Origin of the sequence: Herminiimonas fonticola (assembly GCF_040395855.1) — a bacterium.
GTDB classification, from domain to species: Bacteria; Pseudomonadota; Gammaproteobacteria; order Burkholderiales; family Burkholderiaceae_D; genus Oxalicibacterium; species Oxalicibacterium fonticola_A.
In genome coordinates this window covers 1-17,147 of the sequence record NZ_JBEBPO010000010.1, presented here as the reverse complement: position 1 = coordinate 17,147, position 17,147 = coordinate 1, and the positions used below count along the sequence as shown (strand labels likewise).

The 17,147-nt window shown below is 55.4% G+C and carries 15 protein-coding genes; 12 read left to right on the top strand and 3 right to left on the bottom strand.

Going from position 1 to position 17,147, the window contains the following annotated elements; genetic code table 11:
* Positions 1-13: 13 nt before the first annotated feature.
* The 12 genes from ABWP27_RS02815 (at position 14) to ABWP27_RS02760 (ending at position 14,728) form a co-directional block, all read left to right on the top strand.
* Positions 14-1,471 carry an O-antigen ligase family protein gene (locus ABWP27_RS02815; RefSeq protein WP_353153180.1) on the top strand — a complete coding sequence of 486 codons (1,458 nt, stop codon included), beginning with the start codon at positions 14-16 and terminating at the stop codon, positions 1,469-1,471.
* Positions 1,468-2,454: an acyltransferase family protein gene (locus tag ABWP27_RS02810; RefSeq protein ID WP_353153178.1), complete on the top strand. Its 987-nt coding sequence runs from the start codon at positions 1,468-1,470 to the stop codon at positions 2,452-2,454. The genes ABWP27_RS02815 and ABWP27_RS02810 overlap by 4 nt, the downstream gene beginning before the upstream one ends.
* A gap of 12 nt (positions 2,455-2,466) precedes the next feature.
* A complete protein-coding gene (locus ABWP27_RS02805) occupies positions 2,467-3,891 on the top strand; it encodes an Atrophin-1 multi-domain protein (RefSeq protein WP_353153176.1) in 1,425 nt (474 codons plus the stop codon).
* An 8-nt stretch (positions 3,892-3,899) separates the two neighbouring features.
* Positions 3,900-4,484 carry a serine O-acetyltransferase gene (locus ABWP27_RS02800; RefSeq protein ID WP_353153174.1) on the top strand — a complete coding sequence of 195 codons (585 nt, stop codon included), beginning with the start codon at positions 3,900-3,902 and terminating at the stop codon, positions 4,482-4,484.
* On the top strand, positions 4,481-5,728 hold the full coding sequence (locus tag ABWP27_RS02795; RefSeq protein ID WP_353153172.1) for a glycosyltransferase: 1,248 nt from the start codon (positions 4,481-4,483) through the stop codon (positions 5,726-5,728). The genes ABWP27_RS02800 and ABWP27_RS02795 overlap by 4 nt, the downstream gene beginning before the upstream one ends.
* Positions 5,722-6,909, top strand: coding sequence for a glycosyltransferase family 2 protein (locus tag ABWP27_RS02790; RefSeq protein ID WP_353153170.1), 1,188 nt, complete (start codon positions 5,722-5,724; stop codon positions 6,907-6,909). Before ABWP27_RS02795 ends, ABWP27_RS02790 begins: the two co-directional genes overlap by 7 nt.
* Positions 6,899-8,122 carry a WecB/TagA/CpsF family glycosyltransferase gene (locus tag ABWP27_RS02785; RefSeq protein ID WP_353153168.1) on the top strand — a complete coding sequence of 408 codons (1,224 nt, stop codon included), beginning with the start codon at positions 6,899-6,901 and terminating at the stop codon, positions 8,120-8,122. Before ABWP27_RS02790 ends, ABWP27_RS02785 begins: the two co-directional genes overlap by 11 nt.
* Positions 8,123-8,356: 234 nt before the next feature.
* Positions 8,357-9,376, top strand: coding sequence for a UDP-glucose 4-epimerase GalE (galE, locus tag ABWP27_RS02780; protein WP_353153166.1), 1,020 nt, complete (start codon positions 8,357-8,359; stop codon positions 9,374-9,376).
* Positions 9,377-9,451: 75 nt separating this feature from the next.
* Positions 9,452-10,657: a nucleotidyltransferase family protein gene (locus ABWP27_RS02775; protein WP_353153164.1), complete on the top strand. Its 1,206-nt coding sequence runs from the start codon at positions 9,452-9,454 to the stop codon at positions 10,655-10,657.
* Entirely contained in the window at positions 10,654-12,072 is a 1,419-nt protein-coding gene (locus tag ABWP27_RS02770) for a mannose-1-phosphate guanylyltransferase/mannose-6-phosphate isomerase (protein WP_353153162.1), read from the top strand. Before ABWP27_RS02775 ends, ABWP27_RS02770 begins: the two co-directional genes overlap by 4 nt.
* Entirely contained in the window at positions 12,069-13,283 is a 1,215-nt protein-coding gene (locus tag ABWP27_RS02765; protein ID WP_353153160.1) for a hypothetical protein, read from the top strand. The genes ABWP27_RS02770 and ABWP27_RS02765 overlap by 4 nt, the downstream gene beginning before the upstream one ends.
* Entirely contained in the window at positions 13,280-14,728 is a 1,449-nt protein-coding gene (locus ABWP27_RS02760) for a lipopolysaccharide biosynthesis protein (protein WP_353153158.1), read from the top strand. Before ABWP27_RS02765 ends, ABWP27_RS02760 begins: the two co-directional genes overlap by 4 nt.
* Positions 14,729-14,763: 35 nt before the next feature.
* Here ABWP27_RS02760 and ABWP27_RS02755 read toward each other — a convergent pair whose 3' ends face one another.
* From ABWP27_RS02755 to ABWP27_RS02745, 3 genes are all read right to left on the bottom strand, one after another.
* Entirely contained in the window at positions 14,764-15,387 is a 624-nt protein-coding gene (locus ABWP27_RS02755; protein ID WP_353153156.1) for a phosphatase PAP2 family protein, read from the bottom strand.
* Between the two features lie 73 nt (positions 15,388-15,460).
* Positions 15,461-16,270 carry a prolipoprotein diacylglyceryl transferase gene (gene lgt, locus ABWP27_RS02750; protein WP_353153154.1) on the bottom strand — a complete coding sequence of 270 codons (810 nt, stop codon included), beginning with the start codon at positions 16,268-16,270 and terminating at the stop codon, positions 15,461-15,463.
* A gap of 3 nt (positions 16,271-16,273) precedes the next feature.
* Positions 16,274-17,147, bottom strand: an 874-nt coding sequence (locus ABWP27_RS02745) for a LysR family transcriptional regulator (RefSeq protein ID WP_353153152.1), incomplete at its 5' end; no start/stop codon positions are given.

Below are 17,147 nucleotides of genomic sequence, written 5' to 3'. Positions count from 1 at the left end.
CATGCGTGCTGCGATGAACATGCAAACCGAATCGACCATGCAAGCCGGCAGTGCCACGGTGCATACGCGCTGGCTGCCCGGTGCCGGCGATGCGTATACGCGATTCGTCGTAATCGTACTGGCGCTGGCGATCGGCATCGTCGTGCCGTTCTATGCCGAGCTGATGGATTACAAGCCGGCGCGCCTGCTGGCCTTGCCGGCCGTGCTGGTATTCGGCCTGCTGCTACTGTTCAACCGTCTGCTGCTATTGGCGCTGATCATCGTGTTCCGCTCGGCCGGCGACGTGATTCTCGACTCCACGCGTTTTTCGATAGGCGGTTATGAAACCGGCATAGGCGGCCTCATCAATCTGTGCGTGATCATGCTGGCGTGCATGCTGGTATTTGAAAAGCCATCGCGCCTGCCGAAAAAGATGGTGCTGGCATGGCTGCCTTTCCTGCTGGTTGCCTTGTTCGGTTTGGCGATGTCGCCGGAAAAGGGCGATGCCATCCGCAGCTATCTGACCCTGTTGTCCTACTTCTCGATGTTTGTCATTGCCTTTTATTTTGTGCGTGCGGCGCCGGATTTCCGGCGTTGCGTGAAACTGGTTTTATGGTCGTCCGCCTTGCCGGCTGCGTATGCGCTGGCGGATATTGCCCTGCACGGTGCCGCGGGTGGTGCAGAAGGATTTCGCCTGCAATCGACATTTACCCATCCGAATATTTTTGCCTTCTACCTGACGCTGATCATTCCGCTCACCTTGTATGCGCTGAAGGACAAGACGGTGGCACTGGGTAGCGGTAGCCGCCTTGCACTGACGCTGTATCTGTTCTATCTGCTGGCGCTGCTGGTGCTGACGCAGACCAGAAGTGCGTGGCTGGCCTGCATGATCGTTTTCTTCGCGTATGCCTTGTTGTTCGAACGCCGCTACCTGCTGTATCTGATGCTGTTGCCGCTAGTCGCATTGCTGGTTCCAGAAATTCGCGAGCGCCTGCTCGATCTGGGCAGCGGCACGACAGCGGTTGCTTATGCAAAGCTGAATTCATTTGCGTGGCGGCTGTCGATCTGGGAAAGCGGCTTGCAGTGGATGCGGCCCAGTCATTATCTGTTCGGTTACGGCCTTGAGGCATTTCGCCATTATTCGCAAACGTTTTTTCCTGCAGCCAATCACATGAACTGGGGTGCGCACAATGTGTATGTGCAATGGTTTTTCGATGCCGGCATGATCGGCTTGCTGGCCTATCTCTGGTTGTATGCGCGGGTAGCGTTGACGCTCAAATCGCTGATGCGTATCGACAGGCTGGCAGCCTTCGTCACACTGGCGCTGGTGTTCAGCTATCTGGTGGTGTCCTCGTCCGACAATATATTCGGCTATCTGGTTTTCAACTGGTATTTCTGGTTCAGTGTCGGCATAGGCTGTGCGCTGGCAGTCAGCGTTGCCGTGCCGGATAAGAAAAGCGGCGGCCATCCGCGCCCATTGGAGCGGCCATGAAATCAACTCCGCATCTGAAAGTGCTGGATGGCTGGCGCGGCATCAGCATCCTGTGCGTGCTGGCGGCGCATCTGCTGCCGGTCGGGCCGAAATCCCTGCAACTGAATGCGATGTTCGGTTTGCTGGGGATGGCATTGTTTTTTACGCTGTCCGGATTCCTGATCACTTCCTTCCTGCTGAAAAATCCGTCCACGCTCGATTTTCTGGTGCGCCGCTTTTTTCGCATCATTCCCCTGGCGTGGCTGTATCTGGCGATTGCATTGGGCATGGCCGGTGCATCGTCGGATAGTTGGCTGGCGCATTATTTTTTCTATGCAAATCTGCCGCCCACGCACCTGGTCAGCCTGACCGAGCACATCTGGAGCCTGTGCATGGAGATGCAGTTCTATATCGGCATTGCCCTGATGTTTGCCGTGTTCGGCGTGCGCAGCCTGCTGGCAATTCCATTGATCGGTTTGCTGTTTACCCTGCTGCGCGTGACGGATGGCGTGTATGCATCCAGTGTCAGTTATTACCGTATGGATGAAATTCTGGCCGGTTGCACGCTCGCCCTGATTATTCATCGGCGTCTGGGAACGCATTTGCTGGCGTGGCTGCAACGGATACCGCAATGGCCGTTGTTGCTGCTGTTGCTGATCTCCTGCCATGAACAGGGGGCAGCACTGAATTATCTGCGGCCGTATCTGGCAGCCTTGCTGGTCGGTGCCACCATCCTGAATCCGGGGCGGGCCATTGCGCCGCTGCTGGACAATCGCGTGCTGGTTTATCTGGCAACCATTTCCTATGCACTGTACGTCATCCATCCGATGCTGGCAGTCGGCACCTGGCTGGGCAGCGGTGACGTGATTATCAAATACCTGAAGCGCCCGCTGCTGTTTATTGTTCTCTTCGCGCTCGCGCATGTCTCCACTTTTTATTACGAAAGCTGGTGGACGGGAAGCGGCAAGACCCTGGTAAAAAAATTGAAACTCAATACGGCGTGAAGCCGATCTTCCATGAAAAAAACTCTTGTATCTGTCTCCCCGCGTTTCAAGCCCGTCTTTTCGACTTCGGCAGCAGTGCTGGCCGGCTTGCTGCTTGCAGTACCTGTGCATGCCGCCGATGCCTGGGGAACGTATGGCAAACCGTTTGCTGCCACTTCACCCTGGAACAGCCGTCCGGTGGCACCTGTTTTCGACGACTTCGTGATTCCCGTCTCTACCTATAAACCAGGCGTGGCTGGTGGCGAGTGGTCGACGGGCGTGTTTCTCGCCAATGCCGGCGATGCACCCATGACGGTCACCGGCCTGCCGAAGACAAAAGGTTTGTGGGATCCGGATGCAGAAACCTTTCACGACGTGACGGTGCCGCGCTGGCCGGTGGATGTGGTGGCCGCCAGCGCCAGCGATGGTCATGCCGATATCGTCGATCCGGTGACGGGTATCGTGCATTCATTCTGGCAACTGAAAAAAATCGATGGGAAATGGGTAGCGGCGCAGTACGCATGGACGCGTATAGATGGCCGTGGCTGGGGCGATCCGGCGCATTATTTTCAGGGATCGCGCGCAGCCGGTGTGCCGACGGCGGCTGGCCTGATACGCAAGCATGAAATCAATGACGGCGACACCATGTATCGCCATGCGCTGGCGATGTCTCTGACCTTCAACGCGCTGTCGCCGAATCCGACCTATATCTTTCCCGCGACTTCGGCCGATACCAATGCCGCCACGACGAACACCGGGAAAATTCCGGAAGGCGCATTGCTGATGCTGCCGTCGTCTTATGACACACAGAAAATCAGCAACCCGGATTTGCGCAAGGTGGCAGAGACGCTGAAAACCTACGGCGCTTACGTAGTCGATCGCAATTTCGGCACGCCGTTTTTCATCTATGTAGAGAATGGCGCCGGTTTCGATCTGCACAAGGGCGGCTGGAACAATGCCGTGGCCGACGATCTCGAACGCATACGCCATGCATTGCGCCAGGTGAAATCTGCACAGAGCTGGGTGGATGGGAACGGCAAGCCGGTAACGCCGCAAAAGAATTTCAATTTACTGTCGATGCGCGGTCCATGGCAACTGAATGTAGGCACGGTAGCGGGCGTATTCGATACCTGGCAACAGGCCGTGGTGTTCCCGGCCAGCAGCACGCGTGTGACGCAAGTTAATTATTCATCGCGTGGTTTGCATCCGCTGGCGTGGGCTGCACCGCAAGTCGGCAAAACTTATCGCGTGCGTGCGCTTGCCAGCGGCGGTGCAAAACTGCGCTTGCAGGTGCGCGAACCGTCCGGCTCATCCATTCATTTCGATAGTGGCGAACTGGGCAATGGCGAGAGCAAGATTTTTACCTGGCCATCGAAGACTGCCATTGTGAATGTGCATGCGATCAGCGGTGTCGGCGAGCCATCGACGGTACGCGGCGAATTGCTGTTACAGGATTGAGTTGTCTGATGAAGCGACTTTCACAGGACAGCGACTGGCAAGCCGATGTGCAGCGTTATGCCTTACGCCGTCCATTTTTAAAAGAGCAGTCGATATGGGCTGTATGGACTTATCGCTTTGGGCGTCGCGTCGATCGCATGCCGGCAGGTTTGAGCAGGAAATCACTTACGTTTTTTTACTGGTTCTGGTTTCGCCTGGTCGAGACCGCAGTCGGCATCAGCCTGCCGAAGGCTGCAGCGATAGGGCCCGGTTTGCGGATATGGCATTTCGGCGGGATTTTTTTACATCCGGAAGTGCGCATAGGCGCGAACTGCACCTTGCGCCAAGGCGTCACGATAGGCAATCGCGTCGCCGATGGCCCGGTGCCGGTGATCGGCGATGACGTGGAATTCGGTGCATATGCACAGGTGCTGGGCGGTGTGCGTATCGGCAACGGTTGCCATATCGGTGCGATGTCTGTGGTCTTGTGCGATGTGCCGGATGGCGCAACTGCCGTCGGCGTGCCGGCCAGAGTGATACAAAAATATGATCTGCCGCAGTCCGTGGCAGCAGTGGAAGAAATCGATAAGGAAAGTAGAGAGGAACTGGTTTGAGCGCATTACGTATAGCCTACCTGATCAATCAATATCCCAAGGTCAGCCATAGTTTCATCCGCAGGGAAATCCTGGCGCTGGAACGGCAGGGTCTCGCGATACACAGATTTTCCTTGCGCGGCTGGGAAGGCGATCTGGTCGATGCTGAAGATTTTGTCGAGCGTGAACGCACGCGCTACATCCTGCAGCGCGGCGTGTTTGGTCTGTTGCGTTCTGTGATCGAGATCAAACTGACTTCGCCTATCCGATATATCAAGGCTTTGGCTTTGGCGTTTCGCATGAGCCGGCGTGCCGACAGGTCATTGCCGTATCACCTGATCTATCTGGCCGAAGCATGCCGCCTTGCCTTGTGGTTGAAACGCGATGGCATCACGCACTTGCATGCACACTTTGGCACCAACTCGGCCGAGGTAGCGATGCTGGCGAGTGAATTGAGCGGCGTGCCGTACAGCCTGACGATTCACGGTTCGGAAGAATTCGACAAGCCGGAATTCATCGGCCTGCCGGAAAAACTGCGACGCGCGACCTTTGTCGCGGCGATCACTTCCTACTGTCGCAGTCAGTTGTATCGCAGCCTGCCATATGCGCAATGGGACAAGGTGCACATCGTGCATTGCGGGCTGGAGCCGGCTTTTTACAATAACGTCGACATGACTTTGCCTGAGCGTCCGCGCTTCATCTGCGTCGGTCGCCTGTGCGAGCAAAAAGGTCAGCAGATTTTGGTGGAAGCTGCCGCCATCCTCGCAAGAAAAGGCATCGCGTTTGAACTGGTGCTGGCCGGCGACGGCGAAATGCGCAGGGAAGTCGAAGCCTTGATTGCCAAACACAGTTTGCAGTCGCGTGTACGTATCACCGGCTGGATCAGCAGCGATCAGGTCAAGCAGGAAATACTGGATTCCCGCGCGATGGTGATGGCGAGTTTCGCCGAAGGCCTGCCGGTCGTGATCATGGAAGCGATGTCGCTACAGCGGCCTATCCTGAGTACATGGATTACAGGTGTGCCGGAACTGGTGATCGACGGCGAAAATGGCTGGCTCTATCCGCCCGGTTCGGCTGAAGAATTGGCGCAGGCGATGGAACGCTGCCTGGCAACATCGGCTGAAGAGTTGACGCGCATGGGGCGGCTGGCGCGCGCACGCGTGCTGGAGCGTCACGATATCGATCATGAAGTAGCACGCCTGCAACAATTGTTTCAACAGGCCTTGCAGCCGCAGCGTCGCTTGGTAGAGGCTGCGCAATGGTGATCCTGTTGCACATCGGATTGATCATTGTTCTGGTATTGGCCGCAATACCGGTTGCGGTTTTGCTGGTGCAGACTTTGGCGGCACTGAAAAAGACGCGTGTGACGCCCTTGCCAACCGAGTGGCGTCCCAGTGTTGCAGTAGTCATACCGGCACACAATGAAGCGAAAGGCATCGCGGCGACGATTGCCTCGATACGCGAACAACTGCGCGATGGTGACCGTATTCTTGTCGTGGCAGATAACTGCACGGATGAAACGACGGCGCTGGCGCTGGCGGCTGGTGCGCCTGTACTTGAACGCATTAACCCGGAACAGCGTGGCAAGGGCTATGCACTGGATTACGGCGTGCAGCATCTTGCGCACAGCCCGCCGGAAGTCGTGATCATGATCGATGCCGATTGCCGCTTGCTGGAAGGAGCCATAGACCGGCTTGCCTGCCTGGCGATAACGACGCAAAGGCCGGTGCAGGCGCTGGATCTGATGCAGGCGAAGAAAAATTCCGGCTTGAAGATGCGGATTGCCGAGTTTGCATGGATAGTCAAAAACCATGTGCGTCCACTGGGCTTTCTCAGATTGGGTTTGCCGTGTCAGTTGATGGGTACCGGCATGGCGTTTCCATGGAAGCTGATAAGTCAGGCGGATCTGGCAAACGGCAATCTGGCGGAAGACATGCAGCTAGGCATAGAGATGGCGCGCAAGAATGCGGCACCGATTTTCTGCCCCGATGCTTGCGTGATCAGTTATTTTCCGGTTGGTGAAGAAGCTGCACGCATGCAGAGGACGCGCTGGGAACATGGCCACATGAGCATGATCCTGCATCACGGCTTGCCTTTGCTGATTCAAGGCCTGCGACGCGATGATCGCATGTTGATCGCGCTGGCACTGGATATGTGCGTGCCGCCTGTAGCCTTGTTGACGCTGCTTGCCTGCGCATTATTTTCCGTTGCCATCGCTGGGTATCTCATGTTCGCCTGGATCGCGCCATTGTTGCTGGCTGCTTTCAGCCTGTCTGGATTGATACTGGCTGTCTTGCTTGCATGGCGGCGCTTCGGCCGGCATGTAGTCAGTCTTCACGATCTGTTTTCCACAGTGACGTATGTATTCTGGAAGCTGCCTCTGTATCTGAAGTTTTTTGTCAGCCGCCAGGTCGAATGGGTGAGGGCGAAACGCGATGCAGACTAATCGTCTACGGCGGCAATCTGAAGCCGAGCTTGATGCAGGCATCGAGCATGTTGCAATCAGCACCAGCAGCAAGATCAGCACCGATTTTCAGCGTCCCGTTTATTGCATCCTCGGTCTGCCCTTCGATGCGATTTCCATGGAACAGGCGACGGCAAAAATTATCGATGCGGCACGCAGTCACCAGCGCTGCTTCTTTTCCACACCGAACCTGAACTTTGCCGTTGCCAGTCTGGATGGCGGCGAGTTTCGCGATTCCGTCATACGCAGCGATCTGTCGGTGGCCGATGGCATGCCGCTGGTCTGGATTGCCAAACTGTTGGGATTGCCAGTCACGGAGCGTGTTGCCGGCTCGACCTTGTTCGAGGCTTTGCGTCATCGACCGGGCAAAGTATTGCTGGTGTATTTCTTTGGCGGGCCGGATGGCGTCGCCGAGATTGCAGCCAACAAACTGAATGCGACTGCATCCGGCCTGGTTTGCGCAGGACACAAGTCGCCGGGTTTTGCCAGCGTCGAAGAGATGAGCAGTGATGCCGTCATCGACGATATCAATGACAGCAAGGCGGATTTTCTGGTGGTGGCATTGGGTGCAAAAAAAGGCCAGGCATGGATAGAACATAATCTGCCTCGACTTCAGGTGCCGGTTGTCAGCCATCTGGGGGCAGTCGTGAATTTTGTCGCAGGCACGGTCAAGCGTGCACCGACGTGGGTAGGCCAACTTGGAGGTGAATGGCTATGGCGTATCAAGGAAGAACCAACGTTGTGGAAGCGCTACTTCAATGATGGAATAACGCTGCTCAAATTGATGGCACTGCATGTGATTCCGTGCGCAGTGGCGACGCGTTTGCATCGACGCGACAGCAATGCAGTTGCAAACGCACGTGTATCGCTGACAGTGCAGGGGGGCAACTGCATCATTGCTGCAAGCGGTGCATGGGAAGAAAGTAATCTGCAACCCTTGCGCGAAGTATTTGCCAGTGTGACGGCGACGCCGTTTCATATCCGGCTCGACTTCAGCGAAGTGACGCACATCGACAGTGCCTGCATAGCGTTGCTGATGCTGCTGTTCGGACATCAATCGAAAATCGGATACGAATTTTCCCTGTGCAATATGCAAGCTGCAGTGCAACGTTTATTGCATTTGTTTTGTGCCGATTATCTGATAGGGAATAGCAATGCCGAGCGGGGGAAAACTGTGCAGATGGCTATGCGCTGAGAAATAAAACAGGATTGCGAGAGGGCATTTTTCTTCGATTGCATGGAAAAATTTCTGAATAAAAATATTTTATTACTCCGAAAATTTCCGAAAGAAAATAATTTGCATATCTATCCGTATAAATTTTACAAGGATACTTTTTGTTACGATTTCCTCTTGTCTAAAAGTGAACTTTGCCCTCACTGATGTCTCTTTGTAAAGGTACGCTCATGGAGCTTCCTGGATAAATTGATCATGAAAATATTGGTAACGGGAGGAGCCGGTTACATAGGCTCACATACATGCGTAGAACTTATCAATGCCGGTTATCAGGTGGTGGTGATCGACAATCTGTGCAACAGCAAGGCATCGGTGCTGGAACGTGTGGCGGCCATCACCGGTGCGACGATTCCATTCATTCAGACCGATCTGCGGAATCGCAGAGCAATCGAAAGAATATTCGAGCAATACAATTTTGATGCGGTCATGCATTTTGCCGGACTGAAGGCAGTCGGGGAATCGGTAACGAAACCGTTGGACTATTACGACAACAATGTCGAAGGCAGTCTGGTGCTGTTTCAGGTCATGGCAAAGCACTATGTAACGAATCTGGTCTTCAGTTCATCGGCGACCGTGTACGGCGATCCGGCAACGGTTCCGATACAGGAAGATTTTCCGCTGGCGGCCACCAATCCCTACGGCCGCAGCAAGTTGATGATAGAAGAAATGCTGCGCGATCTGGCGCATTCCGATCCCGCGTGGCGTGTGGCCTTGCTGCGTTACTTCAATCCGGCCGGTGCGCATGAGAGCGGCTTGATCGGTGAAGACCCGAACGATATTCCCAATAATCTTTTTCCTTACGTGGCGCAGGTTGCATCCGGCCGCCGCGATTTACTGTCGGTGTACGGCGACGATTATCCGACCGACGACGGTACTGGTGTGCGCGATTACATTCATGTGGTGGATCTCGCCATCGGACACGTCAAGACGCTGGAAAAATTGCTGGGCAGCGAAGCCGGCGTGCAGGTTTATAACCTCGGTACCGGTTGCGGCAGCAGCGTGCTGCAAATGATCCAGGCCTTTGAACGGGCGAGCGGGCGGCGCGTACCTTATCAAGTGGTGGCGCGACGCCCTGGCGATATTGCCGTGTGTTATGCCGATGCGTCGCTGGCGCAACGCGAACTCGGCTGGTGTGCCGAGCGCAGCATAGAGCAGATGTGTATCGATACCTGGCGCTGGCAAAGTATGGAGGGAGAACGTTTTGCCTATTCATGAGTAAACCGGCTCCGGCTTTTGCTTCCACCCATCTCATTTCTACATTTTCAGTCAATCACATCATTCAGGGGAAACATGAAAGCAATGATCCTTGCGGCAGGCAAAGGAACGCGTGTCCAGCCTCTTACTTATGAATTGCCGAAACCGATGATTCCGATACTCGGCAAGCCGGTGATGGAATATCTGGTCGAGCATCTGGTCAAATACGGCATCCATGAAATCATGGTGAACGTCAGCTATCTGCATCAGAAAATCGAAGATTACTTTGGCGAAGGCCAGCGTTTCGGCGCACAGATCGGTTATTCGTTTGAAGGTTATATGACCGACGACGGCGAAGTCATGCCCAAGCCTATAGGCTCGGCTGGTGGCTTGAAAAAAATCCAGGAGTTCGGCGGTTTTTTCGATGAAACCACGCTGGTGATTTGCGGCGATGCCCTGATTGATCTGGATATCAAATCAGCGCTGTTTGAACATCGGCAAAAAGGCGCGCTGGTCAGCATCATCACGAAAGAAGTTTCGCCTGAAAAAACCGTTGATTACGGCATGGTGGTCACTGATGAAGAAGGGCGTGTCCTGTCATTTCAGGAAAAACCCAAACCGGAAGAAGCGTTGTCCAATCTGGCCAGCACCGGCATCTATATTTTCGAGCCGGAAGTGCTGGAGTTGATTCCATCCGGTGAAGAATTCGATATCGGTTCGCAGCTGTTTCCCTTACTGGTGGAAAAAGGCGTGCCATTTTTTGCGCAAAAACGTTTTTTCAACTGGATAGATATCGGCAACGTGAAGGATTACTGGGCCGTTTCGCAAAGCGTGATGCAGGGAGAAATGGCGCATATGACGATGCCCGGCACGCAAATTTCAGAAGGCCTGTGGGTCGGACTGAACACCAGTATCGATTGGGAAGGCACAACGATAGAAGGACCGGTCTATCTCGGTTCCGGCAGTACGATAGAAGCCGGCAGCACCATCATAGGTCCGACCTGGATAGGACATGGCAGCCAGATCTGCAGCGGCTCGACAGTTGAGCGCAGCGTGTTGTTCGAGTACACGCGCGTGTCGCCGCATTCACATATGCAGGAACTGGTGGTGTGCAAGAATTATTGCGTCAGTCGCGAAGGCAAGATGCGTCACGTATCCGACTGCGTGCAGGATTCCTGGCGCGATGCGCGCGATCGCCGCAGCAAGACGCGCGAAAAAAAATCCCCGACAGCGAAAAATAAAGCGCTGCTTAAGGCAGATGCTTCCGCTACCGGCCAGAAAACATGTGCAGGTGCCGTGTGACAATTTATCCGGTCATACTATCCGGTGGATCTGGCAGTCGCCTGTGGCCTTTATCGCGTGCCGCTTCGCCCAAGCAATTGCTGCCGCTGGTTTCCGATCGCACGATGCTGCAGGAAACAATATTGCGCGTTGCCGGCTGGCCCGAGATTGCGCCACCGCTGGTCGTATGCGGCGACGATCACCGTTTTCTGGTGGCGGAGCAGCTGCGTCAGATCGATATCAGGCCAACTGCAATCCTGCTGGAAGCAGAGGGACGCAATACCGCCCCCGCAGTTGCCGTGGCGGCCAATTATTTGCTGGCGCTTGATCCTGATGCATTGATGCTGGTATTGCCGGCCGATCATCTGATTATCGATACCGACGCATTCCATGACGCAGTGCTGGTGGCAGCGCATGCTGTTGGCAAGAAGGCATTGGCGACGTTCGGCATCCTGCCATCGGCTGCGGAAACCGGTTACGGCTATATACGTCGGGGCGCGGCGATCGATCGTGCTGAAAAATGTTTTGCCGTTGAGCGCTTTGTGGAAAAGCCCGATCTGGCGACGGCACAAGCCTTTGTTGCAGATGAACGCTATTCATGGAATAGCGGCATGTTCCTGTTTCGTGCCGATGCCTATCTTTCCGAGTTGGAGCGCCTGCAGCCGGAGATGGCGGTCTGTAGCAAGGCTGCAGTAACGAATGCCTACAACGATTTATCTTTCTGCCGTTTGAATGAAACTGCGTATGCAGCATGCCCAGCGCAATCGATAGACTTTGCGGTGATGGAGCATACGCAACAGGCGATTGTGATTCCTGCCGATATAGGCTGGAGCGATATCGGTTCCTGGTCAGCACTGTCCGAAATGCAGGATGGCAATGCGGAAGGCAATGTGCTGCAGGGCGATGTGTACACGGACAAGGTGCAGCGTTCGCTGATACGCGCCGAGAGTCGTTTCGTTTCCGTGATCGGGCTGGATAATATCGTGGTGGTGGAAACCAGGGATGCCGTGCTGATCGTCAACAAGGATCAGGTACAGCGGGTCAAGAACGTGGTTGATTTTCTGAAGCAGAAAAACCGCTGCGAACACTTGAATCACACGCGCGTGTATCGACCGTGGGGGTCGTATGAGCCTATCGATGCCGGTGACCGTTTTCAGGTCAAGCGCATTACTGTCGATCCGGGTGAAAAATTATCGCTGCAGATGCATCACCATCGCGCAGAACATTGGGTAGTCGTGACCGGCACTGCGCTTGTCACCTGCGGCGACACTGTCAGGCTGCTGACGGAAAACGAATCCATTTACATTCCGATCGGCATGACGCACAGGCTGGAAAACCCCGGCAAGATGCCGCTGCACCTGATCGAAGTACAGTCGGGTGCTTACCTTGGAGAAGATGACATCGTGCGTTTCGACGATGCTTATCAACGCGCATGATGGATTTGCAGGACATCCCTTTCATAAAAGCCGCAAGCGGAACACTGGTTGTGCAATTGCGTGAAGTACGCAGCGATGGCCAGGTCAGGCGTATCGCCAGTTTTGGCGACCAGCAGGTGTGGTGGGAGTTGGCGGGGCAGAATGAATCTCTGCCGGCACCCTTGCAGGTGCACGATATGGCGGCGACGGCGCTGGTATTTGTCGCCATGCATCGCGGGCAGGATATGTATATTGATGGCCCGGTGACATTTTCTCTACTGAAAAATCTGGAGGATCTGATCGCATGCTGGGCGGCATGGCGGCCGGATCTGTATCAGCAGATTCATGTCAGCGCCGCGCGCGAGCTGCCTGATGATGCAATCCGCCTGCCGCAGACGCCGCAAGCGGTGGCGGCATTTTCCGGTGGCCTGGATGCCTCGTTTACAGCATGGCGGCATGTGACCGGGCGCGCCGGCCGCCGTAGTTATCACTTGCTGGCCGGCGTGCTGATCCAGGGTTTCGATATTGCATTGAATGCGGATGCTGCATTCGATATCACGGTGGCTTCTGCTGCGGATTCCCTGCATTCGATCAACGTGCCCATGGTGACCCTGAAAACAAACTGGCGCGACGTTGCATGCGTGAACTGGGAAATGGAATTCGGCAATGGCGTCGCAAGCTGCCTGCGCAACTGGCAGGGCAGCGCACAGGCCGGTCTGGTCGGCTCCGACGAAGATTACACACGGCTGGTATTGCCGTGGGGTGGCAATCCGATTACGTATGCAATGTTGTCCAGCCGCGATTTTCAGATTGTGTATGACGGTGGCGAATTTGCCCGCACTGAAAAAGCCGAACGCATCCTCGATTGGGAAGTTGGCTTGCGCAATCTGCGCGTCTGCTGGGAAGGGCCGATCACGGGGCGGAATTGCGGACGCTGTGAAAAATGCCTGCGCACCAAGCTCAACTTCATGGCAGTCGGCGCCGAATTGCCGGAATCCCTGTCTGGTCGTCCGAGCGATGCGCAGATACGTGCGCTGCGTGCCGGTAATCATGCACAACTGGTATTGCTGGACGAGATCGTGCAGATTGCCGGGAAGCGCAACATCAAGGAGCCGTGGGTTAGCGCATTGAAGCTGACGATACGCAAGAATCGCTTGCTGAATAAATTTTCATTTATTTCTGGCATCAGAAGAACACTGGGAAAAATAAAACGCCAGCTGGTGTCGCGATGAAGAATATGCGGCGTGTGGTGCCGTGGGCTATTGTCGATAGCGTCGGCGTCGGCCTGCTCGGTTTTCTGACGCTGGCGATCATGACGCGCGTGTTGACGCCTACCGATTTCGGTAGCGTCGCGTTTGCGCAATCCATCGTCGTGCTGACGCAACTGGTGATCGGTCTCGGCATTAACGAAGCACTGATCCAGCGCAGGCCGATAGACATGCTGCATATCGATAGCGCATTCTGGATGTCCATTCTGCTCGGCCTGTCCGGCTTCGCCTTCTGTCTGCTGGTCGGGCTGTACTTTATCTACTTCATGCAACAGCCTTTGGTTGGCGCCATCCTGATCGCCGAAGGCAGTGCCTGTCTGTTCACCGGTTTGAATCTGCTGCCGTCGGCGATGCTGGATCGCAAGTTGCGCACCAAGGCGATTGCAAGGCGTACGGTCGCTGGCAAGTTGAGTTACTGCTTTGTCGCGATTGGTCTGGCGCTGGCGGGTTTTGGCGTCTGGAGCATCGTGGCGGCGGGTATTGTGCAAAACATTTTGCTGACGCTGATTTTTTGGCGCGGCCACAAGCGCAAGCCTTTGCGACGCTTCTCATGGATGCACGCGAAGCAGTTGATCGTGTTCGGCTTTCCTGTGATGCTGGAAGGTGCGCTGTGGGCTTTCCTGACGCGCGTGTTCAGTTTGCTGATCGGTGCGATGCACGGTTTGAGCATGCTGGGTTTTGTCAGCGTGGCATTCAAGGCAACCGATGCGCTATCGAATATTGTGGGTAGCGTTGCGGGCCGTATCGGCTTGCCGCTGTTCTCGTCGATGCAAAAGGACAAGGAACGTTTGCAAGGCGCCTTCCTGCAGGTGACGGAAGTGATGGCCTTTGTTTCGACACCGATCTTTGTCGGCCTGGCCTTGACGACAGGACAATGGGTGCCCTTGCTGCTCGGCGATAAATGGTCGGAAGCAATTGCCATGATCGTGATTCTGTGTCTGGTGTGGGCGATCAGTTTTACGCGCGTATTCGTCAGTCCGTATTTGCGTGCCCTGGGCTATCCGCGTGCATTGCTGTTGCCGGCAGTATGCGCGAGTGCCTGCACGATCGCAGCTGTTTTCCTGACGGCGCACCAATCGGCGATCTATATCATTGCTGCGTGGTCATGCCGCGTTGCGGTGACCTATCCATTGGGTCTTTATCTATTGCGTAAATATGCGCACATCAGTTTCCGCAGACAGTTGCAACCATTGCTCACACCGTTCTTTTGCGTGTTCGTGATGGCGACTTGTGTAGAGGCGGCGCAGATGGCGATTGCACGCGCAGGGTGGTCGAATCTCGCCGTGCTGATATTGTCAGTGGCAGTGGGCGTCATCAGTTATGCGGCAGTCGTCTTGCTGATGTATCGCAAGGCGCTACCGGATATGCTGGCGAACTGGCGTGGTGCAGGATTGGAAAAAGCGAATTGAAGAGCCGCCAGGCCGAGTGTTTTCAGCCCGGTGGTTTAGTGATATTCAGTCGTCACCGATTCAAGACTGGTTGTTTTCGCCGGACGCTCTTTTCCGGACAGGTAATAGGCAACGCTTTCCATCCATGAGTCAGTCGGTGCCGGTTTCAAACTGAGTACCGGCAACAAGGCGATTACACCAACTAGCAATAGCTTGCGATCAAAAACGATAGGCCGATTCCGTATCAGCCACGCAAAACCAAGGCCGACAGCTGCACCCAACAGACAGCCGCTGACGACTTCAGATACCGAATGCACATGAATCGCCAGGCGTGAAATGCTGATGGCTATGCCGAAGGCGAGTCCGGCCAGCAGGCCGATTTGCTGTAGCTGGCGCGTTTTCTTTTGCAGCAGTATTGCCATTAACGCAGGTGCGATGGCGGTGGCGCGCATCGCATGACCGCTGATACCGGTGAAATCAAGCGCGGGTATGCCTGCGCCCCAACCGATATAGGCGATCTTGGTCGCGACGACCAGAAGTATTCCGGCACCGAACAGAAAGCTCCACTGAAAAAACGGCTTCCATGCGCGTGCGCCGGCCAGCCACACTGCCAGCAAGGCAGCGACCGGCATCGTGAAATTGCTATCTGCAAGTTTGGTAAAGGCAGCCCAGGAAATCATCGGTGCTGCCCATCACGGAATGTTGAAATTAAGACTTCTATACGTGTGTCTGTTTGTATCTTTGTCTGCATCCTCAAGCAGCCTTTTTTTCAGCTTGACTACGATAAGCCAGAAACAGCATGACGATGCCCACCAGGATTAATGGTACGGACAACATCTGCCCGGCAGAAATCGTGATACCAGCGAAATGCACTTCGTAATCCGGCATGCGGAAGTATTCGGTGAAGAAGCGTGCCGAGCCATACAGCAGCGCGAACATGCCGCCGACCGCCATGCGTGGGCGCGCCTTGCGCGAGAAGATCCATAGCAGGATGAACATCAGCACGCCATCGACCAGCGCCTGATACAGCGGCGATGGATGACGGGGCAGGTTATCGACATTCGGCCAGATCATTGCCCACGGCAGCGATGCGTCGGCAATACGACCCGGCAATTCGGCATTGATGAAATTGCCGAGGCGGCCGAATGCATAACCAAGCGGCACCATGGGCGCGATGAAATCCCATACGTCGAGTACATTGCGGCCCTGCTTGCGCGCCCAGATGCTCATTGCAAACAACACGCCGAGGAAGCCGCCGTGGAAAGACATGCCGCCTTTCCATACCTTGAAGATTTCCAGCGGATGCGAAAAGTAATAAGCCGGATCGTAAAAAATCACTTCACCCAGACGACCGCCGACGATGACGCCGAGCACGCCGTAGAACAGCATGTCATCGATGTCTTCCTTCTTCCAGCCGGCATTGGCAATATGCGGCTGCCTGATGCGTATGCGCGCCAGCCAGATGAATTGCGCAAACGCGGCGAGATACATCAGGCCGTACCAGCGTATCGCAAGTGGACCGATGGAGAGTGCAATCGGATCGGGCATAGGATGTATCCACATGTTCTAGTTCTTTCGCAACAGTTCAAGAAAAGCCTGCAGCACCGGTGACGCATTATCGCGTCGCCATGCGAGGCCGGTTTCGACCAGCGGCGTTTTATTTGCCAGCGGTTTGTAGTCGACACCCGGCCGTTTTAAATTCGATACGGATTGTGGCACAAGCGCGATCCCCATGCCGGCAGAGACCAGACCGATGATGGTTTGCATCTGGATTGCTTCCTGCCCGATATGCGGCGTCAGGCCGGCATCGCGATAGCAAGCCAGAATCGCATCGTGGAAGGCGGGAGCAATACGTCGCGGGAAAATAATCAGCGGTAGGTCAGCCAGTGCCTGAAGGGCGACGCTCTGCTTGCCGCGCAGCGCCTTCAATCCCTTAGGTGCAGCAAGAATCAAAGGTTCCGATAACACCGGTAAATAATCCAGTTGCAATTTTGCCTTGTCTGGTATTGGGGGGATCAAAAGGCCGACGTCTATGCGGCCCTGCATCAGGTCGTCCAGCTGCACGTCGGTGGTCGCTTCACGCAAATCGATTTCGACACCGGGATACGATTCGCGGAATTCGCGCAGGAAGGGTGGCAGCACGCTGTAATCGGCAGTTGAGACGAATGCCAGCGATAAACGGCCGGAAGCGCCGGATGCCGCGCGGCGCATCAGATCAGGCAGCGCAGCGGTTTGCTGGAGGATACGTTGCGCTTCCGGCAACAAGGCGATACCGGCCGGCGTCAAGGCGACGCTACGACTGGTGCGGCGAAACAGCTGCACGCCCAGCATCGCTTCCAGCGACTGGATTGCCTGCGACAGTGGTGGCTGCGTCATGTGCAGCCTTATTGCCGCGCGGCCGAAATGCATTTCTTCGGCGACGGTGACAAAGTAGCGTAAT